This window comes from Enterobacter sp. BIDMC92 (assembly GCF_001030225.1).
GTDB lineage: Bacteria > Pseudomonadota > Gammaproteobacteria > Enterobacterales > Enterobacteriaceae > Enterobacter > Enterobacter sichuanensis.
This window is the reverse complement of sequence record NZ_KQ087598.1, coordinates 2,642,509-2,663,634: the sequence shown is the minus strand read 5'-3', so window position 1 is coordinate 2,663,634 and position 21,126 is coordinate 2,642,509. Positions and strand designations below refer to the sequence as shown.

18 protein-coding genes are annotated in these 21,126 nt (G+C 53.5%); 15 read left to right on the top strand and 3 right to left on the bottom strand.

Annotation, left to right across the window (positions count from 1 at the left end):
• Positions 1–6 precede the first annotated feature (6 nt).
• The 10 genes from SP99_RS12470 (at position 7) to SP99_RS12425 (ending at position 10,994) form a co-directional block, all read left to right on the top strand.
• The gene (locus tag SP99_RS12470) at positions 7–1,296 is read left to right on the top strand and encodes an ABC transporter substrate-binding protein (protein WP_047958808.1); all 1,290 of its coding nucleotides are present in this window, start codon (positions 7–9) and stop codon (positions 1,294–1,296) included.
• A 25-nt stretch (positions 1,297–1,321) separates the two neighbouring features.
• Positions 1,322–2,203, top strand: coding sequence for a carbohydrate ABC transporter permease (locus SP99_RS12465; protein ID WP_047958807.1), 882 nt, complete (start codon positions 1,322–1,324; stop codon positions 2,201–2,203).
• A complete protein-coding gene (locus SP99_RS12460) occupies positions 2,190–3,032 on the top strand; it encodes a carbohydrate ABC transporter permease (protein ID WP_045285087.1) in 843 nt (280 codons plus the stop codon). The genes SP99_RS12465 and SP99_RS12460 overlap by 14 nt, the downstream gene beginning before the upstream one ends.
• A gap of 31 nt (positions 3,033–3,063) precedes the next feature.
• Positions 3,064–4,116, top strand: a complete 1,053-nt coding sequence (locus SP99_RS12455; protein WP_047958806.1) for a D-guloside 3-dehydrogenase — start codon at positions 3,064–3,066, stop codon at positions 4,114–4,116.
• A gap of 16 nt (positions 4,117–4,132) precedes the next feature.
• Entirely contained in the window at positions 4,133–4,921 is a 789-nt protein-coding gene (locus SP99_RS12450; protein WP_047958805.1) for a 3-dehydro-D-guloside 4-epimerase, read from the top strand.
• A gap of 80 nt (positions 4,922–5,001) precedes the next feature.
• Entirely contained in the window at positions 5,002–5,991 is a 990-nt protein-coding gene (locus SP99_RS12445) for a D-glucoside 3-dehydrogenase (RefSeq protein ID WP_231584235.1), read from the top strand.
• Positions 5,985–8,264, top strand: coding sequence for a glycoside hydrolase family 65 protein (locus tag SP99_RS12440; protein ID WP_047958804.1), 2,280 nt, complete (start codon positions 5,985–5,987; stop codon positions 8,262–8,264). Before SP99_RS12445 ends, SP99_RS12440 begins: the two co-directional genes overlap by 7 nt.
• Positions 8,254–8,919: a beta-phosphoglucomutase gene (pgmB, locus tag SP99_RS12435; RefSeq protein WP_047958803.1), complete on the top strand. Its 666-nt coding sequence runs from the start codon at positions 8,254–8,256 to the stop codon at positions 8,917–8,919. The genes SP99_RS12440 and pgmB overlap by 11 nt, the downstream gene beginning before the upstream one ends.
• A 13-nt stretch (positions 8,920–8,932) precedes the next feature.
• A complete protein-coding gene (locus tag SP99_RS12430; protein ID WP_047958802.1) occupies positions 8,933–10,015 on the top strand; it encodes an ABC transporter ATP-binding protein in 1,083 nt (360 codons plus the stop codon).
• A gap of 64 nt (positions 10,016–10,079) precedes the next feature.
• A complete protein-coding gene (locus SP99_RS12425; RefSeq protein WP_047958801.1) occupies positions 10,080–10,994 on the top strand; it encodes an OmpG family monomeric porin in 915 nt (304 codons plus the stop codon).
• Positions 10,995–11,028: 34 nt separating this feature from the next.
• Here SP99_RS12425 and SP99_RS12420 read toward each other — a convergent pair whose 3' ends face one another.
• The gene (locus SP99_RS12420) at positions 11,029–12,039 is read right to left on the bottom strand and encodes a LacI family DNA-binding transcriptional regulator (RefSeq protein ID WP_047958800.1); all 1,011 of its coding nucleotides are present in this window, start codon (positions 12,037–12,039) and stop codon (positions 11,029–11,031) included.
• A 155-nt stretch (positions 12,040–12,194) separates the two neighbouring features.
• On the opposite strand from SP99_RS12420, the gene SP99_RS12415 reads away from it, so the two are divergent.
• The 5 genes from SP99_RS12415 to SP99_RS24640 all read left to right on the top strand — a co-directional run bounded on the left by SP99_RS12415 (position 12,195) and on the right by SP99_RS24640 (position 18,996).
• Complete coding sequence (locus SP99_RS12415) at positions 12,195–13,592, top strand: YcjX family GTP-binding protein (protein ID WP_047958799.1); 1,398 nt, start codon at positions 12,195–12,197, stop codon at positions 13,590–13,592.
• A complete protein-coding gene (locus SP99_RS12410) occupies positions 13,589–14,641 on the top strand; it encodes a YcjF family protein (protein ID WP_047958798.1) in 1,053 nt (350 codons plus the stop codon). The genes SP99_RS12415 and SP99_RS12410 overlap by 4 nt, the downstream gene beginning before the upstream one ends.
• A gap of 112 nt (positions 14,642–14,753) precedes the next feature.
• A complete protein-coding gene (gene tyrR, locus SP99_RS12405; RefSeq protein ID WP_047958797.1) occupies positions 14,754–16,295 on the top strand; it encodes a transcriptional regulator TyrR in 1,542 nt (513 codons plus the stop codon).
• A 216-nt stretch (positions 16,296–16,511) separates the two neighbouring features.
• Positions 16,512–18,689 (top strand): glycosyl hydrolase family 18 protein, encoded by a 2,178-nt coding sequence (locus tag SP99_RS12400; RefSeq protein WP_082137905.1) that lies wholly within the window; start codon positions 16,512–16,514, stop codon positions 18,687–18,689.
• A 4-nt stretch (positions 18,690–18,693) separates the two neighbouring features.
• Complete coding sequence (locus SP99_RS24640) at positions 18,694–18,996, top strand: hypothetical protein (RefSeq protein WP_156167799.1); 303 nt, start codon at positions 18,694–18,696, stop codon at positions 18,994–18,996.
• A 72-nt stretch (positions 18,997–19,068) separates the two neighbouring features.
• Here SP99_RS24640 and SP99_RS12395 read toward each other — a convergent pair whose 3' ends face one another.
• Together SP99_RS12395 and tpx are read right to left on the bottom strand one after the other, a co-directional pair.
• Entirely contained in the window at positions 19,069–20,277 is a 1,209-nt protein-coding gene (locus tag SP99_RS12395) for an aldose 1-epimerase family protein (protein ID WP_047958796.1), read from the bottom strand.
• Positions 20,278–20,551: 274 nt separating this feature from the next.
• A complete protein-coding gene (tpx, locus tag SP99_RS12390) occupies positions 20,552–21,058 on the bottom strand; it encodes a thiol peroxidase (protein WP_047958795.1) in 507 nt (168 codons plus the stop codon).
• Positions 21,059–21,126 lie beyond the last annotated feature (68 nt).

The window sequence follows — 21,126 nt, the reverse complement described above, 5'->3', positions numbered from 1 at the left end:
TTAAACATGAAAATGCCCCGAATTGTGCTGATCTCAGCACTGGTTTCGTGCGCCTTGTTATCAGGGTGCAAGGATGACAAACCGTCTGCTGTCACCATCGAGTTTATGCATTCGTCGGTTGAGCAGGAGCGTCAGGCGGTTATTACGAAACTGATCGAAAAATTCGAGAAAGAGAACCCTGGCATTACCGTAAAACAGGTGCCGGTAGAAGAAGATGCCTATAACACCAAAGTGATTACGCTGGCCAGAACCGGCGCACTGCCTGAGGTGATTGAAGTCAGCCACGACTACGCGAAGGTGATGGACAAGGAACAACTGCTGGATCGCAAGGCGATCGGCGAAGCCATCAAGGCGGTCGGTGAAAACACCTTCTATGACGGCATCTTGCGCGTTGTTCGTACGGAAGACGGTTCTGCCTGGACGGGGGTGCCGATCAGCGCCTGGTTGTCCGGTGTCTGGTACCACAAAGATGTGCTTGCCGCGGCGGGTATTGACGAGCCGCATAACTGGAAACAGCTGCTTAACGCCAGCCAGCGCCTGAACGACCCGGCCAGGAAACATTACGGCATTGCGCTGCCAACCGCAGAAAGCGTGATGACCGAGCAGGCATTCTCTCAGTTTGCACTTTCCGGTGGCGCGAACGTTTTTGATGCAAAAGGGAATATTAATATCGATACCCCTGAAATGGCGGGTGCTCTGGCGTTTTATAAAGCGCTGGCCGCGAACACCATGCCTGGCTCAAACGATGTCATGGAGATCAAAGATGCCTTCATGAACGGTTCTGCCCCCATGGCCGTTTACTCCACCTACATCCTGCCGGCGGTCTTTAAAGACGGAAACCCGGCCAACCTCGGCTTTGTTGTGCCAACAGAAAAATCGTCTGCCGTCTACGGCATGGTCACCTCCCTGACGATCACCGCCGGTCAGACTGAAGACGAAACGAAAGCCGCAGAGAAGTTTGTCACCTGGATGGAACAGGCTCAACAGGCAACGGACTGGGTAATGATGTCGCCCGGCGCGGCATTGCCGGTGAACAAACTGGTCGTCGGCACCGATACCTGGAAAAACAATGATGTGATTAAAGCCTTTGGGCAACTGCCTTACGAACTGATCGCGCAGTTCCCGAATGTCCAGGTGTTTGGCGCAGTGGGGGACAAAAACTTCACTCGCATGGGGGATGTGACGGGGTCCGGGATTATCAGTTCCATGGTGCATAACGTCACGGTGGGGCAACACGATCTCCGCGCGACGTTGAGTAGCAGCCAGAAGCAACTGACTGACCTGATGTCACAATGATAGGAGCGCTTTGCGGAAGGAAATTATGAAGACGTTGTTTTCTGGTCGTTCAGATATGCCTTTCGCCATGCTGCTGTTGGCCCCCAGCCTGATTTTGCTGGGGGGCCTGGTGGCCTGGCCGATGATTTCCAACATTGAAATCAGCTTTTTACGTTTGCCGCTTAACCCGCGCATCAGCGCCGTGTTTGTCGGGCTGGACAATTACATTCGCATTCTCAGTGATGCCGCTTTCTGGCATTCGCTGTGGATGACGTTCTGGTACACCGCACTGGTTGTGATGGGGAGTACGGTGCTGGGGCTGGCCGTTGCCCTTTTCTTTAACCGCGAGTTTCGCCTGCGCAAAACAGCCCGTTCGCTGGTGATTTTGTCCTATGTCACCCCGTCCATATCACTGGTGTTTGCCTGGAAATACATGTTCAACAACGGCTACGGGATTGTGAACTATCTGGGTGTTGATCTGCTGCATCTGTATGACCAGGCGCCGCTGTGGTTCGACAATCCAGGCAGCAGCTTTGTGCTGGTGGTGTTGTTCGCCATCTGGCGTTACTTCCCGTACGCGTTCATTTCGTTTCTCGCGATTTTACAGACCATTGATAAATCGCTGTATGAAGCTGCGGAAATGGACGGTGCGAATGCCTGGCAGCGTTTTCGTATCGTCACGCTGCCCGCGATTATGCCGGTGCTGGCGACGGTGGTCACGCTTCGCACTATCTGGATGTTCTACATGTTCGCGGATGTCTACCTGCTGACGACCAAGGTCGATATTTTGGGCGTCTATCTCTACAAAACGGCTTTCGCTTTCAATGATTTGGGTAAAGCAGCCGCGATCTCTGTCGTGCTGTTCGTGATCATCTTCGCGGTGATCCTGCTGACCAGAAAAAGGGTAAACCTCAATGGCAACAAATAAACGCGTACTGGGCCGTATTGGTTTTTATCTGGGGCTGCTGCTGTTTCTTGTCATCACACTGTTCCCGTTTTTTGTGATGTTGATGACGTCGTTCAAAAGCGCAAAAGAGGCGATATCCCTGCACCCGACCATATTGCCGCAGGAGTGGACGTTGCAGCATTACGTCGACATTTTCAACCCGCTGATTTTCCCGTTTGTGGACTACTTCAGAAACAGCATGGTGGTGTCATTGATCTCATCGGTGATTGCCGTATTTCTCGGTACGCTCGGGGCTTACGCCTTGTCCAAACTGCGTTTTAAAGGACGCGCGACGATCAATGCGAGCTTCTACACCGTCTACATGTTCTCCGGGATTTTGCTGGTCGTACCGTTGTTCAAAATCATCACCGCGCTCGGCATTTATGACACAGAACTGGCGCTGATCGTCACCATGGTGACCCAGACGTTGCCCACTGCCGTCTTCATGCTGCGCAGCTATTTCGACACCATTCCGGACGAAATAGAAGAGGCGGCGATGATGGACGGTCTGAATCGCCTGCAGATCATCTTTCGCATCACCGTGCCGCTGGCGATTTCCGGTCTCGTGTCGGTCTTTGTCTACTGCTTCATGGTGGCGTGGAACGACTACCTGTTTGCCTCCATTTTCCTCTCGAGTGCCAGCAATTTCACTCTGCCGGTCGGGCTGAACACCCTCTTTAGCACGCCAGATTATATCTGGGGTCGCATGATGGCGGCATCGCTGGTGACGGCACTTCCGGTGGTCATCATGTACGCATTATCAGAACGTTTTATTAAAAGTGGTTTGACCGCCGGCGGCGTTAAGGGCTGAGGCGGCCAGTATTTTTTCCCAGGAGCAAGTCATGAAAAAGTTAGTTGCAACGGCGCCTCGTGTGGCGGCGCTGGTGGAGTATGAAGATCGTCCGGTTGCTGTCCATGAAGTGAAAATTCGTGCCCGCTTTGGCGCACCGAAACACGGAACCGAAGTTGTGGATTTCCGCGCGGCAAGCCCGTTTATTGATGAAGAGTTCAACGCGGAGTGGCAGATGTTCACACCGCGTGAAGCCGGTGCAGCCCGCGGGATCGAATTCGGTAAGTTCCAGCTGGGCAATATGATTGTTGGCGACATTATTGAATGTGGTGCTGACGTGACGGAATACCAGCCAGGCGACAGCGTATGCTGCTATGGGCCGCTGCAGGAGACGGTCATTGTTAACGCGGTCAATAACTACAAGCTGCGTAAAATGCCGCAGGGCGCGTCCTGGAAAAACGCCGTTTGCTACGATCCGGCACAGTTCGCCATGAGCGGCGTGCGCGATGCCAACGTACGGGTCGGGGATTTTGTGGTCGTGGTCGGGCTTGGGGCCATTGGCCAGATTGCGATCCAGCTGGCGAAAAAAGCCGGTGCGTCAATTGTCATCGGTGTCGATCCTATCGCCCACCGTTGCGAGATTGCCCGCCGTCATGGGGCAGACCACTGCCTTAATCCAGTCGGTACGGACGTCGGCCTGGAGATCAAAAAACTGACCGGGAAGCAGGGTGCGGATGTGATCATCGAAACCAGCGGCTTTGCTGATGCACTGCAGTCTGCGCTACGCGGACTCGCCTACGGCGGCACTATCTCCTACGTCGCCTTCGCGAAACCGTTCGCAGAAGGCTTCAACCTCGGTCGCGAAGCACATTTCAATAACGCGAAGATCGTCTTTTCGCGCGCCTGCAGCGAACCCAATCCGGATTACCCGCGCTGGAACCGCAAACGCATTGAGGAGACCTGCTGGGAGCTGCTGATGAACGGTTATCTCAACTGCGAGGACCTGATCGACCCGGTTGTCACCTTTACCACCAGCGCTGAAAGCTACATGCAGTATGTCGATCAGCACCCTGAGCTGAGCATCAAAATGGGCGTCACTTTTTAAGCTAAGGAGAGCACCAATGAAAATCGCAACCCAAAACCAGGCCTTTTTCCCGACCCCGATTCTGGAGAAGTTCAAGTACATCAAAGCGATGGGTTTTGATGGCTATGAAATTGACGGCAAACTGCTGGTAGAAAACCTTGATGAGGTAAAAGCCGCGATCAACGCCACTGGCCTGCCGGTGACGACTGCATGTGGGGGATACGATGGCTGGATTGGCGACTTCATCGAAGAGCGTCGGCTGAACGGGTTAACACAGATTGAACGTATTCTGGAGGCCCTGGCAGAGGTAGGGGGCAAGGGCATTATCGTACCTGCAGCCTGGGGAATGTTTACCTTCCGCCTGCCACCGATGACCTCCCCACGCAGCCTCGAAGGCGACCGCAACGCGGTGAGTGCTTCGCTGCGCAGGCTGGGTGAGGTGGCGGGGCGTACCGGAACGACGATTTACCTGGAACCCCTGAACCGCTATCAGGATCACATGATCAATACCCTGGCGGACGCGCGTCGTTATATCGAAGAGAACGCGCTGAAACACGTACAGATCATCGGCGATTTCTACCATATGAATATCGAAGAAGATTCGCTGACGGAGGCGCTGCATCGCAACCGCGATCTGCTTGGTCACGTCCATATTGCCGATAATCATCGTTATCAGCCGGGAAGCGGTAGCCTCGATTTTGCCAGCCTGTTCGATCAGCTGCGTGCGGATAATTATCAGGGCTATGTGGTGTATGAATGCCGTGTTCGTGCCGACGACCCGGTTCAGGCGTACCAGGACTCACTCACTTATTTGCGTGAATGCTAAGGATGACGAGCGTGATGAGTCCCTCTACACCTTCGTGCCTGCGCGTCGCCATTATTGGCGCCGGGTAGGTCGCGGAAAAAGTGCATGCCTCGTATTACGCCACACGCAGTGATGTTCAGATGGTGGCTGTGATGGATAATCACCCTGAACAGGCACAGGCGTTTGCGGAACGTCATGCCATCCCCTCTGTCTGGCAGGATGTGAGGGAGATGCTCGAAGCGGTTAAGCCGGATGTGGTGAGCGTCTGTTCGCCTAACCGGTTTCACTTTGAACACGTGATGGCCGCGCTGGAAGCCGGCTGCCATGTGATGTGCGAGAAACCGCCAGCCATGACGCCACAAGAGGCCGACCAGATGCGCATCGCTGCGCGTAAGGCGGGAAAAGTACTGGCGTATGATTTTCACCATCGTTTCGCACTGGATACGCAACAGGTGCGTGAGGCCGTGATGAACGGCGCATTGGGTGAAATTTATTTCACCACGGCGCAGGCGCTGCGGCGCTGTGGGGTGCCGGGCTGGGGCGTCTTTACCAACAAATCGCTACAGGGCGGTGGACCGCTGATTGATATTGGTATCCATATGCTGGATGCCGCGATGTACGTGCTGGGGTTCCCGGCGGTTAAACGGGTGACAGCGCACAGCTTCCAGAGGCTGGGAAACCGCAAAAGCAGCGGCCAGTTTGGCACGTGGGATCCCGCTCAGTTTACCGTTGAAGATGCCCTGTTCGGCACCATTGAGTTTTGCAACGGCGGCATTCTGCGTCTCGACACCTCGTTTGCGCTGAATATCCGTGAGCAGTCGATCATGAACGTCACATTCTGCGGTGAGAAGGCAGGGGCCACGCTTTTCCCGGCCCACATTTATCACGACGACGCCGGTGTTTTACACACCCTCACACAGCGTGAAGAGGCGGACGATCGGCGCCATTTACGCAGTATGGATGCCTTTGTCCGTCATGTGCTGGGGGAACCTGTAACGATCGCCGATGCAGAACAGGGGCTGGTTATCCAGCAGCTTGTCGCCGCGCTGTATGAGTCGGCAGAAACAGGGGAAAGCGTCTCATTATGCTAAACGTCTCTGTCTTAACCGATCCGGGCTTTTGTCCCCACAGCCTGAATAAATACGCCTCCATCATGGCCTGCGGTAATGGCTACATGGGGATCCGCGCGACGCATGAAGAAGAGTACACCCGGCAAACCAGAGGCATGTATCTTGCCGGGCTTTATCATCAGGCGGGTCGTCACGAGACCACGGAACTGATCAACCTGCCAGATATCACCGGTATGGATATTGAACTGGATGGGGTGAATTTTACGCTGCTTTCAGGCGAGATCCTCGCGTGGCAACGCGAGCTGGCGTTTGCCAATGGCGAACTCCGGCGCAGCGTCGTCTGGCGCTCGCCCAACGGAAAACGCTACCGTCTGGAGAGCCGCCGTTTCGTCTCGCTGGATCAGTTGCCGTTAGCGGCGATGCAATTCTCGATTACGCCGCTTGATGCCGACTCGCAGGTCGTGCTGAACACCGGCATTGATGCGACGCAAACCAACAGCGGAAGACAGCATCTGGATGAAGCGTCGGTCAGAGTGTTTGACCAGCATTACCTGCAGGGTATCTATGAAACGCAGGACCGGGGCTCTGAGGTTGTCATCTCGGCGTTTTGTCAGCTGTCAGCAAACAGCGATAGCTGCTTCACCGCCAAAAACCGTCGGCTGCTGGCGCACTATTCACTGATGGTTGCTCAGGGTGACACTGTCACGCTGGATAAACTCGTCTGGGTTGCTCACCGCAGCGATAAAGCCCTGTCGCAGGCGTCGTTTGCACGCAGCGCGCTGGCGGATCTCAAAGTGTGTGCGGCGAGGGGTTATGCCGCGTTGCTGGAAAGCTCTGCGTGTGTCTGGGAAGAGGTCTGGCGCGACGCCCGGGTAGAGGTGGACTCGTCGGAAAGTGAGGATCAGATGGCGCTGGACTATGCCGTCTGGCATCTGACCGCCATGACCCCCGCTCATGATGAGCGAAGCAGCATTGCCGCAAAAGGGTTGACGGGAGAGGGGTATAAAGGCCACGTCTTCTGGGATACGGAAATTTTCCTGCTGCCTTTCCATCTTTTTACCCGTCCGCAGATCGCCCGGAGCCTGCTGCGCTATCGATGGCTTAACCTGGCCGGCGCCCGGGAAAAAGCCCGTCGCAACGGCTGGCCGGGCGCGCTGTTCCCCTGGGAGAGTGCGGTAAGTGGTCAGGAAGAGACGCCGGAGTTTGCCGCCATCAACATCCGAACGGGCACGCGCCAGAAGGTGGCCTCCGCGCTGGCTGAACACCATATCGTGGCGGATATTGCCTGGGCCGTGGTCGCTTACTGGCAGGCAACGCAGGATGATGCCTTTATGCGCAAAGAAGGTCTGACGTTGCTGATGGAAACCGCCGCATTCTGGATGGGGCGTGCAACGGAAGTGAAGGGGCGTCTGGAAATCCATGACGTGATCGGACCGGACGAATACACGGAACACGTGAACAATAACGCCTACACCAACTATCTTGCCTGGCACAATGTCGCCAGTGCATGCCGGTTTATGACCATGTTTGGGCGTGAAGATACGCGTTTTATGGAGAATGCCACCCGGTTCCTGGCGAGATTATGGCTACCGGAAGCCGATGCAGACGGTGTGATCCCACAGGATGACACCTTCATGGCGAAACCGGCTATCGATTTGAGCCGTTATAAAGCGAAAGCGGGGAAGCAGACCATTCTGCTCGATTACTCCCGCGCGGAAGTGAATGAGATGCAGATCCTTAAGCAGGCCGATGTTGTGATGCTTAACTACCTGTTGCCCGAACGGTTTACGCCGCAGCAATGTGCCGCCAACCTGGCGTTCTACGAGCCCCGTACGATCCATGACTCTTCGCTGAGCAAGGCCATTCACGGCATTGTGACGGCTCGTTGCGGCGATACGGAAGGAGCCTATGCTTTCTGGCGTGCTGGTGTCGCCATTGACCTGGGAGAGGATCCCCACAGCAGCGACGACGGCATTCACGCTGCCGCCACCGGCGCAATCTGGTCCGGCGTGATTCAGGGATTTGCCGGTATGCAGATTGTAGAAGGGGAACTGCATCTTGCGCCGAAGCTGCCCGCTCACTGGCGCAAACTTGCTTTTCCGCTGCGCTGGCGGAACGCGCGAATGCGCTTCGCGTTTGAAAATGACGTGCTAACTATTGATACCACCGCACCCGTCACGTTAACCCTCTGGGGAAAAACGCTGTGCGTCACGGAGCGGCAGGCACTGCCCTTACGGGATTTTCTTACGCCTGGTAATGGGACCGCTACCACGGAGGCCAGCCATGAAGCCTGAAGCTGTTGTTTTCGATCTTGACGGTGTCATCACCGATACCGCGCATCTGCACTTCCTCGCCTGGCGTTCGGTCGCGCAGGAGATCGGCATCACTATTGATGAGGTGTTTAACGAGGAATTGAAGGGAATTAGCCGCATGGAATCCCTGCAGCGGATCCTGCGACACGGTTCAAAAGAAGGGGCGTTTGACGACAAACAGTGCATGGCGCTGGCGGGTAAGAAAAATGCGCTCTACGTCGCGTCTCTGGCGTCGTTGACCGAGGCGTCGCTGCTGCCGGGCATCCGCGAGGTGCTGGCGGACATTCGGGCGGCGAAGGTCAAAATTGGGCTCGCCTCCGTTTCCCTGAATGCGCCCCGCATACTGGCGGCGCTCGGCATTGAGGACGCCTTTGATTTTTGTGCCGACGCCTCCCTCATTGTCTGTTCGAAACCTGACCCGGAGATCTTCCTCGCCGCCTGCGCTGGTCTGGGGGTTCGTCCTGAATCGGCCATCGGTATTGAAGATGCCCCCGCAGGCGTTGAGGCGATCAACGCCGCGGGAATGCTATCGGTTGGGATTGGATCGGGCCTGCACCATGCGGGATTACAACTTCATTCAACGCGGGAACTGACCTGGAAATGCCTGACCGATTTCTGGGCATCCCGGACGTATTGATAAGGAATTAACAATGGCGCAATTGTCTCTGAAACATATCCAGAAAATCTATGATAACCAGGTTCATGTGGTAAAGGATTTCAATCTCGACATAGAGGACAAAGAGTTTATCGTTTTCGTCGGTCCGTCAGGTTGCGGCAAGTCGACGACGCTGCGCATGATTGCGGGACTGGAAGAGATCTCCGCCGGGGAACTGGTAATTGATGGCGTTTGCATGAACGACGTGCCGGCCAAATCCCGCGATATTGCCATGGTTTTCCAGAACTATGCGTTGTATCCGCATATGACGGTCTACGACAACATGGCGTTTGGCCTGAAAATGCAAAAAATCGCCCCTGCGATCATTGAGGAGCGGGTTAACTGGGCGGCTCAAATATTGGGGTTGCGTGAATACCTGAATCGTAAACCAGGCGCATTGTCGGGGGGACAGCGCCAGCGCGTGGCGTTAGGCAGGGCGATTGTGCGTGAAGCGGGTGTCTTCCTGATGGATGAGCCGTTATCCAACCTCGATGCCAAGCTTCGCGTGCAGATGCGAGCGGAAATCAGCAAGCTGCATCAGAAGCTCAACACCACGATGATTTACGTGACCCACGATCAGACGGAAGCGATGACGATGGCCACCCGCATCGTCATCCTGAAGGACGGCATTATTCAGCAGGTGGGGGCACCAAAGCAGGTTTATAACGAACCGGCGAATATGTTTGTTGCAGGTTTCATTGGCTCGCCTGCCATGAATTTTATTCGCGGCGCGGTAGACGATCGTTATTTCGTCACGGAAACCCTGCGCCTGGAAATCCCGCAGGAGATGCTTGCGGCTCTGAATAACGCGGGGTATCAGCGTAAAGCGGTGGTGTTTGGCATTCGCCCGGAAGATATCCTGACCCTGCAGAACCGTGATGACGACATAGCGGCGAAAGTCAGCGTGGCTGAACTCACTGGCGCGGAATTTATGCTCTATGCCACCGTCGGCGGACATGAGCTGGTTGTCCGAGCAGGAGCCGCGAATGATTATGCCGCAGGGGATAATATCGGTATTCAGTTCGATATGAATAAGTGCCATTTCTTCGACGCGGAAACCGAAGCGGCTATTAGATAAAAAGTGTTTGCCGGAAATTGACGTTTCCGGTTTTTTTGTTTGTTAATTATAAAGGGAATATTACATGAGTACTCTACTAAGAAGTGCTGCGCTCGTTCTGTGCGCAGGGGTTAGCTGTGCGCAGGCAACTGAAAACGCGACGCAGTGGGAATTTAATATTGGCGCGATGTATGAAATTGAAAACGTCGAAGGGCAGGGCGAGGATAAAGACGGCTTATATGAACCGTCTGTTTGGTTTAATGCCACCTGGGACGCATGGACAATTTCGCTGGCCATGTATCAGGAAGGGCCGGTTGATTACAGCAGTATGACCCGCGGCACCTATTTTGATCGCCCGGAATTTGAATTACGTTATCGTTTTATCGGAACCGATGATTTTACCCTCGGCCTGACCGGTGGTTTCCGTAATTACGGCTACCACTTCAAAGATGAGCACGGGGCGAAAGACGGTAGCGCGAATATGCAGCGCTATAAAATCCAGCCTGACTGGGATATTAAATTAACCGACGACTGGCGTTTTGGCGGCTGGTTTGCCATGTATCAGTTTGCCAACGATCTGGAAAAAACCGGCTATGCTGACAGCCGCGTTGAAACAGAAACCGGCTTTACCTGGACCCTTAACGAAACCTTTGCGGCAAAAGTGAATTACTATTTGGAGCGTGGTTTTAATATGGACGGTTCTCGTAATAACGGCGAATTTTCCACGCAGGAAATTCGTGCCTATCTGCCCATTTCATTAGGACAGACCACGCTCACGCCGTATACCCGCCTGGGGCTCGATCGCTGGTCAAACTGGGACTGGCAGGACGATCCTGAGCGTGAAGGACATGATTTCAACCGACTCGGTATGCTCTACGCGTATGACTTTAATAATGGTTTGTCCATGACGCTGGAATACGCTTATGAGTGGGAAAACCACGATGAGGGCGAAAGCGACCGCTTCCACTATGCGGGGGTTGGCGTAAACTACGCGTTCTGACCGACAGCACGCCAGGGGTAGCCAGCCCCTGGTGTTAGCGCAGGGAGGCGGCCAGCAAAAAATGGGTATCGACAAGCACTTTCTGTGGGGCGGGACGACCGGCAATTCGCCTGAAGAGAAGATCGCAACTCTCTTCACCGAGTTTGCGGGTGGGAATATCAAAGCCACCAGGCGCGGGCGTTAAAATAAGCGACAGCATCGGGTCGCTGTATCCGGCTATCACCACCTGCTCCGGGATCATCAGGTTTAACTCATCCGCCGCGCGATAGAGGCTCAGCAACTTCATGCTGTCGGTGGCAAAAACGGCATCAGGTGGCGTGGGTAAGGACAGCAATTCAAGCGCCGCCGTTAGCGCGCTCTCATGGGTGTAACCGCCATCCATGATCCAGTCCGGATTAAGCGCAATATTGTGCTTCTCCAGGCTAGCTTTATACCCTGCAAGGCGATCAATCGACACGTGATAATCAAGTGGCGCATGCAAACAGGCAATGTGGCGGCGGCCATTCTTAATAAATGCTTCCGTCAGCGTGGCGCTGTCATGAAAATTATCCGTATCAACGGAATAGATATTCTGATAATCCCCTTCCACTTTGCCAATCACCACAACCGGGACGCCATAGGCATCCAGCGTGGTAAAAAAGGATTCATTAGCGGGTGAGCTCAGCATAATGATCCCTTTGATCATCTTCTGTTTTATTTTATTCACGCATTTCAACAGGTCGTCTTCACTGCTTTTTGACGTTTGCAAAATGACGTCAAAACCTTCTTCTTCCGCTTTTGCCGTAATCGCGTGAAGGATATCGGAGAAAAAAGGGTTACCGGCGGTGGTTTTGGTTGAGCGGGTAGAAATAACCATAATGGCGTCGAAACCTGAAGAGGTCAGGGCACGGGCCAGTTTATTGGGCTGATAATTTAATTCGTCAATCGCCTTCAGCACTTTGTCCCGCGCTTCGGGAGAAATATTGGTTTGTTTATTCAGAACGCGGGAAACGGTTGATTTCGATACGCCCGCAACCCGTGCGATATCATAGATGGTGGGTGACATACACCTTACTCACTCAGGACTGACAGCAATACCGTTCATCTTACTGGAGAGAAAACGGCAATAGCAATAAATAAGAATTGATAATCAACGATCTGCCCCCATTTATTGTATTCTGAAGCAAGGTATTTATGGCTTCCGGGCAACGAAGGATGGCGATGAAGCGACTTAAAAACGAACTCAATTCACTGGTCAACCGCGGCGTTGACCGTCATCTGCGTCTGGCGGTGACCGGGCTAAGCCGCAGTGGTAAAACGGCGTTTATCACCGCGATGGTAAACCAGCTCCTGAACCTGCACGCAGGTGCGCGCCTGCCGTTGCTTGGTGCGGTTCGGGAAGAGCGTCTGCTGGGCGTTAAGCGTGTCCCGCAACGCGATTTTGGTATTCCCCGGTTCACCTATGACGAAGGACTGGCGCAGCTCTATGGCGATCCGCCCAGCTGGCCGACGCCGACACGAGGGGTTAGTGAAATTCGCCTTGCGCTGCGTTTCCGCTCGAATGAATCCCTGATGCGCCACTTTAAGGACACCTCTACGCTGTACCTCGAAATCGTCGATTACCCCGGCGAATGGCTGCTCGACTTGCCGATGCTGGCGCAGGATTACCTCACCTGGTCCCGGCAGATGACGGGGCTGATGCAGGGGCAACGTGCAGAGTGGTCGTCGACGTGGCGACAGCTGTGCGAAGGGCTGGATCCGCTGGCACCAGCAGATGAAAACCGTCTGGCGGCTATTGCTGAGGCCTGGACAGCGTATCTGCATCAGTGTAAGCAGGAAGGGTTGCACTTTATCCAGCCAGGGCGGTTTGTCCTGCCGGGGGATTTAGCGGGGGCACCCGCGCTGCAGTTCTTCCCGTGGCCGGATGTGGACGGTACCGGAGAGGCGAAGCTGGCGCAGGCCGACAAGCACACCAACGCAGGTATGCTGCGGGAACGTTACAATTACTACTGTGAAAAAGTGGTCAAAGGTTTCTATAAAAACCATTTTTTACGCTTCGACCGTCAGATCGTGCTGGTGGATTGTCTGCAGCCGCTTAACAGCGGGCCGCAGGCCTTCAACGATATGCGCCTCGCGCTGACGCAGTTGATGCAAAGTTTTCACTACGGGCAGCGGACGTTATTTCGCCGTCTGTTCTCACCGGTGATCGATAAGCTGCTGTTTGCGGCGACTAAAGCCGATCACGTGACGGTCGATCAGCATGCCAATATGGTATCGCTGCTGCAGCAACTGGTGCAGGATGCCTGGCAAAACGCAGCGTTTGAAGGTATCAGCATGGATTGCCTGGGGCTTGCGTCCGTGCAGGCGACGCAAAGCGGGTTGATTGACCTCAACGGCGAGAAAATTCCGGCCTTACGCGGGAATCGCCTCAGCGACGGCGAACCGCTTACTGTCTATCCGGGCGAAGTGCCCGCGCGCCTGCCGGGCCAGGCCTTCTGGCAGAGCCAGGGCTTCCAGTTTGAAGCCTTCCGCCCTCAGGCCATGAGCGTCGACACCCCGTTGCCCCACATCCGTCTGGATGCGGCGCTGGAGTTTTTGATTGGAGATAAATTGCGATGACGGAACCGTTAAAACCGCGCATAGACTTTACCGGAACGCTTGAGCAGGCGCAGCAGGAGGCGTTTAAAACGGCGCAGACGTTCAGCGGCGCGCAGGCAGATAATTTTGCCCCGGCGCTCGCGGAGGAGCCGGGCGTTGAGGAAGGACCTGCGGAGGCGGCCGTGGAAGCCGCGTTGCGTCCGAAACGCAGCCTGTGGCGTAAAATGGTGACCGCGGGTCTGACGCTGTTTGGCGTAAGCGTGATCGGGCAGGGTGTACAGTGGACGATGAATGCCTGGCAAACCCAGGATTGGGTTGCGCTCGGCGGGTGTGCCGCGGGCGCGCTGATTGTCGGGGCGGGCGTTGGATCGGTTGCCACCGAGTGGCGTCGGCTCTGGCGTCTGCGACAGCGCGCGCACGAGCGTGATGAGGCCCGGGATTTGCTGCACAGTCACGGCACCGGTAAAGGCCGCGTGTTCTGTGAAAAGCTGGCCAGTCAGGCTGGAATCGATCAGTCGCACCCGGCACTCCAGCGCTGGTATGCCGCCATTCACGAAACCCAGAACGATCGGGAAGTGGTGACGCTCTATTCCCATATGGTTCAGCCGGTGCTGGACGCTCAGGCGCGGCGTGAAATCAGCCGCTCTGCGGCGGAATCCACGCTGATGATTGCCGTCAGCCCGCTGGCGCTGGTTGATATGGCTTTTATCGCCTGGCGTAACCTGCGCCTGATCAACCGTATCGCGAACCTTTACGGCATAGAGCTGGGTTACTACAGTCGGATCAGACTGTTTAAGCTGGTCCTGCTCAATATCGCCTTTGCCGGGGCGAGTGAACTGGTCCGCGAAGTGGGCATGGACTGGATGTCGCAGGATCTTGCAGCGCGTCTTTCAGCTCGCGCAGCCCAGGGCATCGGCGCAGGCCTCCTGACGGCACGCCTGGGTATTAAAGCGATGGAAGTCTGCCGTCCGCTCCCGTGGATTGACGGTGATAAGCCCCGGCTGGGGGATTTCAGGCGTGAGTTGATCGGCCAGCTCAAAGAGACGCTCAATAAAAAACCGGCTCCGTGAGGTTTTGTTCACTAAGCGTGCGGGCTGTCAATATTTCTTGACAGCCATCTTCCGGTTCACCGTGTTCTGACATATCATTTTAATGTTATTGGCTTAAAACGGTGAATTTCCCATGCGTCTTGAAGTCTTCTGTGAAGACCGTCTCGGTCTGACCCGCGAATTACTCGATCTTCTTGTTTTACGTAGCATTGATTTACGTGGCATTGAGATCGATCCTGTCGGGCGAATTTACCTCAATTTTGCCGAAATTGAATTTAATACATTCAGCAGTCTGATGGCTGAAATCCGCCGTATCGCTGGCGTTACGGATGTACGCACCATTCCCTGGATGCCATCCGAGCGTGAGCACCTTGCACTGAGCGCGCTACTGGAAGCGATGCCGGAGCCGTTCCTCTCCCTGGATTTGAAAAGTAAAGTTGAACGCGTTAACCACGCGAGCTGCCAGCTTTTCGCCCAGAGCCAGGAGAAGCTCAGCAATCATAACGCCGCACAACTGATCCCCGGCTTCAACTTCCAGCGCTGGCTGGACAGTAATCCGCAGAACACGCACAGCGAGCATGTGGTGATTAACGGGCAGAACTTCCTGATGGAGATCACGCCGGTTTACCTGAAAGGGGAAGGGAATGCACGTGTGTTAACCGGAGCGGTGATCATGCTGCGATCGACGTTACGCATGGGCCGTCAGTTGCAAAACCTCTCCAGTCAGGATGTCGGTGCCTTCAGCCAGATTATTGCCGTCAGCCCGAAAATGCGCCATGTGGTTGACCAGGCGCGCAAGCTCGCAAGCCTGACCGCACCGCTGCTGATTACCGGCGATACCGGTACCGGGAAAGATCTGCTGGCGCACGCTGTGCACCTGGCGAGCCCGCGTGCGGCAAAACCGTATCTGGCGCTGAACTGTGCCTCTATCCCGGAAGATGCCGTTGAAAGCGAGCTGTTTGGTCATGCGCCGGAAGGGAAGAAAGGCTTCTTCGAGCAGGCTAACGGCGGTTCCGTGCTGCTGGATGAGATTGGTGAGATGTCGCCTCGTATGCAGGCCAAACTGCTGCGTTTCCTGAACGACGGCACGTTCCGCCGCGTCGGCGAAGATCACGAAGTACATGTGGACGTACGCGTCATCTGTGCCACCCAGAAAAACCTGGTCGAACTGGTGCAAAAAGGGATCTTCCGCGAAGATCTCTATTACCGTCTCAACGTCCTGACGCTGAATATTCCCCCGCTGCGCGATTGTCCGCAGGACATCATGCCGTTGACCGAGCTGTTTGTGGCCCGTTTCGCCGACGAGCAGGGGGTTCCGCGGCCGAAGCTCTCTTCCGACCTCGGTACGGTGTTGATGCGCTACGGCTGGCCGGGAAATATTCGTCAGCTCAAAAACGCCGTTTATCGGGCGCTGACGCAGCTGGAAGGCTATGAACTGCGACCGCAGGATATCCTGCTGCCGGATTACGACGCCGGAACGGTGTCAGTGGGTGAAGAGGCAATGGAAGGCTCACTGGATGAAATTACCAGCCGCTTTGAACGTTCGGTGTTGACGCAGCTTTATCGCAGTTATCCCAGTACCCGCAAACTGGCAAAACGTCTTGGCGTCTCACATACCGCGATTGCAAATAAATTACGTGAATATGGCCTGAACAATAAGAAGGGTGACGATTAATTCTTTATGCCAACTCTTCACCGGGTTGGCACTCTTAAATTTCATCTGATTGATATGTTTTCTTAGTGATATTTTGTCTGTGAATAAAATCCGCTCTGACCAGCGGGTTTTATTCTTAATTAAAGGTCGTTTTTCCGGCTTTTATTTTGCAGCACTCTTTTATGCCCTTACAGTTAGTCGCGATTTAATAATGTGATTGATATATAAGGGATGATTATGAAATTAAATATATTTGCCAGGACAATAATTGGCATGGGTGCGCTATGCGTAACTGCCCCGGTATTAGCTGTCGAGGCCTGGAGCGGTCAGGAAGGAACCGGGCCTTATGAGGTTATTTATAACAGCGGTGTCTATACGAATGCATGGTGGGTGGCAAAAACTGACTGTCCGGGGAATGAGACCGACACTAATCCGTGGAAATATGAACGTGCCGCGACGAGCGCTGAAATAAGCCAGTATGGCAACCCCACAACCTGCGAGTCCAGCGGTGGTGACGTCAGCTACCCTGAATACAACAGCGCAAACAGCTATAACGCCAATGATGTCGTCACTTATAACGGCGCAACATGGAAAACGTCAGCGGCACAAAGTCCGTATGGCTTTAAGCCGGGTGAAGGTAACCCGTGGGAGTTGTACGCTGAAGTGCCGCAGTGGTCAGCAGCAACGACATATAATAAAGGCGACAAAGTTCAGAAGGGCGGACAGGAATATGAGGCCTTGTTCTATACCGTCGGTGATGACCCGTCTAATTCCGCCAACCAAAACCCTACCGGCACCAACGGTCGTCCCTGGAAGCCCCTGGGGCAGGTCGTAAGCTACACGACGGAACAATTAAATAATGCGCCTCAATTTAATGCCTCGACGCTTTATGACAGCGGGACATTAATTCGCTATAACGGCGGCAATTACGTTTCCCAGGCAAAAGTGCAGAAAGTCTCCCCGTCCGATTCTAACCCATGGTCTGTGTATATTGACTGGTCTGGCACCAAAGCGATGGTGGGTACACCTTCTGCGCCGTGGCCAGCACATGTGTATGCGCCGTATGTCGACTATACCCTGAACTCGCTGCCTGACCTGGCAAGCCTGGCGAAAAACCAGAAGGTCACCCACTTCACCATGGCCTTTGTCGTGGCTAAGGATGCCGATACCTGTCTGCCAACGTGGGGAACGGCATACAACATCAATGACTATGCACAATACAGTAAAATTAAAGCCTTGCGTGAAGCGGGCGGCGACGTGATGGTGTCCATTGGCGGCGCCAACAACTCACCGCTGGCGGCATCCTGTAAGAACGTGTCCGATCTGCAGAAACACTATTACGACATCGTTGAAAATCTGAATCTGACGGTGCTGGATTTCGATATCGAAGGCACCTGGGTTGCCGATCATGATTCCATTAACCGCCGCAACGAAGCGGTCAAGGCCGTACAGTCCCAGTGGAAAGCCGAGGGGCGTAGCGTGGGGATCTGGTATACCCTGCCGATTCTGCCGACAGGTCTGACGGCGGAAGGGCTGTACGTACTGGAAGATGCGAAAGCCAAAGGTGTTGAACTGGCCGGTGTCAACGTGATGGCAATGGACTACGGCAACAGCATTTGCCAGTCTGATGGTACCGAAGGCCAGAACATTCACGGTAAGTGCGCCACCTCCGCAATTGAAAACCTGTTCAGCCAGCTGAAGCAAATCTTTACCGATAAGAGTGACGCTGACATTAACGCCATGATGGGCGTGACGCCGATGAACGGCTACAACGATGTTCAGGGGGAAGTGTTCTATCTCTCTGATGCCAGGCTGGTGATGGATGATGCCAAAGCCCGCAATCTGGGCATGATCGGCATGTGGTCGATGATGCGTGACCAGCCAGGCGTTGCCGGACAGGTTTCTCCGGAACACAGTGGCCTGACTGAATCGCAGGCACCGCAGTATGCCTTCAGTGACGTGTTCGCACCATTTACGCACACTGAATCGTCTGTTGATACGGAAATTAAAGACATCAGTATGGATAAATCCTCTATTTATCCGAAGGTTCAGTGGCTGCAAAATACAGCTAGCTTGTCACAGTCAGCGTTTACAGTCACATCTCAGTGGGATAAAGACACTGAGGAAAAAACGATTAATTCGTATGGTTTCAATGCCCCAAAAGGTAACGCAACGATCACCGATCAGGGTAATGGTTATTCTTTGGTAAAAATACCAACTAATATAGGGATGGTTGCTGGAAATGTAATTAACGTCAGGGATGACAACAATAATAAAGTAATGACCTATACATTTGTTATTGATGACTTCATGACAGGAACAGAAAAAAAATGTAGCGTCAACATCATACGATATCCCTACACCTCCAACTGGAACAACGCCAAGGATAAATTATACTGTCAAAACCAGTACTAATTTTATGCTGAGCAGTCAATATGTCAATTTTTACATCGATCGTAAAAATACGAAAACAGATGATGTAACTCGCGATTATCGTTGCTCATTTTACCGTGCTGCGCTTGCAGGAGGGGCATCTGGTTATACACAATGTACATTTAATTTGAGTAAATCTTCTTATATGATTAGTGACTATCTCAGTGATCTTCATGTCGGAGATAAGCTAATTCTAGCAGTTGCAGATGGTGGAAATAAAAATGCGAACGTTCATTCTATTATGTCAAGCTTGACCATAACTGAAGATATGATGAAAAGTGGAAAGTAATATTACTTATTAAGTATAATGAGATTATTACTTAATTCAAAGCCGTAACAGTGGTGTTACGGCTTTTTGGTCTTATTCTTTCGCTAACGGTGTCGAGTCGATAGCGACCTTTGTCTCTCCCTGAATCGACGCAATCCTGTTTTCGACCTCTTTCACCTGCTGCGGGCTGTGAAGCAGGGTATAAGTCAGATCAAACTGCGCGCTGGCACCAGGCTGCAGCTGCTTAACCCGCTTCTGCTCGCGTTCAATGGTAACGGGGTAGGCGTAGCTGGTCCCCGGCTCAATCCCCGTGACGTAACCCTGTTTCAGCGTATCGGTATTTTTCCATAAGGTCAGTACGGGGAGCTGGCGGGTATCAAACTGTATTGACGCGCCTTTATCTCCGGCTTTATTGACCACGGCCGCGAGCGTTTCATGGTTATTATCCGCAAGTGGTTTGATGTTAAAGACCATCTCATCAAAACCTTTTGTCGGCCCGGAATAGGTTTGCCAGTCGTTAACACCCGCTTTGGCGTAATCATTGAATGGGCTCACGCTGGCTACCGGGGCAAGGAAACGTGCGCCTTCATCAAGGACTGGCGTGCCGAAGTTGCTGTGATAGATGATCTGATAGTCGTGAGGATAATCGGCATGGTTGGTCAGCACATCATGCAGGCTAAACTGGTTGGTGCCCGGCACGTACCGCAGTTCTGTCAGGGTTTGCAGATCCGCTTTTTTAAAGGTGCTCTCTTTGATCAAACCCCGGACGCGAATTTCATGCGGTGCAGCATCCGCGATTTCCACCTCAACCTGTGATGCTGGCGTATTTCCTGCCTTGCCGTGCAGCGTATAAATCTGACCGTCAGCCGTCACTGGATGGCCTGTCCACTCATAGCCACAGCGGACCATCATTTCATTGAATCCTTCCAGCCAACCGAGACCGTTGCGACTCTCCAGATTGATATAAGCCGGGTTCACCACCTCTTTGACGGGGGAGTTCCACCCCAGTCGGGTACCAAAGCCTTCAACATGCAGAAGGTTCATGCCACGCGTCGGGCTTAAGGCGATGGTCAGGCCATCTTTGCTGCTAATAATGATAACTTTGCTGCCTTCCTGCTTACCGCCATGCAAGACTTTTTGCTCGATGCTGAACGTTTGATTTTTAACGTTCAGCTCATTGCTGGAAATCTTCCAGTTTCCTTTTTCTACGCTGCTTTCAGCGCTTGTCAGCACCCAGGTTTTCGCCGCGGCATGACCTGAAACCAGTACCGCAAGAAGCGTTAAAGCCAGTTTTATCTTCATATTTGTCCCTTTTGCTGAAACGATTATTTGATTTCGTAAGCAAATCTAATGTTTTGCCGAAAAGGGAAATGTGATGTGTCTCACTGCGGAAGAAAAGGTAATAACAGAACAAATTTTATGTGGGGTTAATCGCTAAATGATGAATTTACAAAATATTCTTGCACTAAAAATGTGAAGTGCGACAAGATTAGATTTAACGATTCAGCTAAAAAATAAATAAAAAACCCCGCCGTGGCGAGGTTGAGAATACGTTGTATAGAATACTAAGGACTTATTATGCTTTCAGCACGTCCAGCGCGGCAGTGTAATCCGGCTCGGTGGTGATTTCGTTAACCAGTTCGCTAAAGACAACAGTGTCGTTTTCATCAAGAACCAGTACAGCACGTGCAGCCAGACCTTTCAGTGGGCCTTCCGCGATGCTGACGCCGTAGTTCTCCAGGAAATCCGCGCTGCGCAGCGTGGAGAGGGTAACGACGTTGCTCAGACCTTCAGCACCGCAGAAACGAGACTGGGCAAACGGCAGGTCAGCGGAAATGCACAGCACAACGGTGTTGTCCATTTCAGTCGCCAGCTGGTTGAATTTACGCACGGATGCGGCACAAACGCCGGTATCAATGCTTGGGAAAATGTTCAGCACTTTGCGTTTACCCGCAAACTGAGCCAGTGTGACGTCAGACAGATCTTTAGCCACCAGAGTAAAAGCCTGCGCTTTGCTGCCAGCCTGTGGAATGGAACCTGCTACAGCAACCGGGTTGCCCTGGAAATGAACGAGTTGTGACATAGATATCTTCCTGTTTACATATAGTTAACGTCGGGGCTAGTGTATGCCATCAGCGGATAACACGGCAA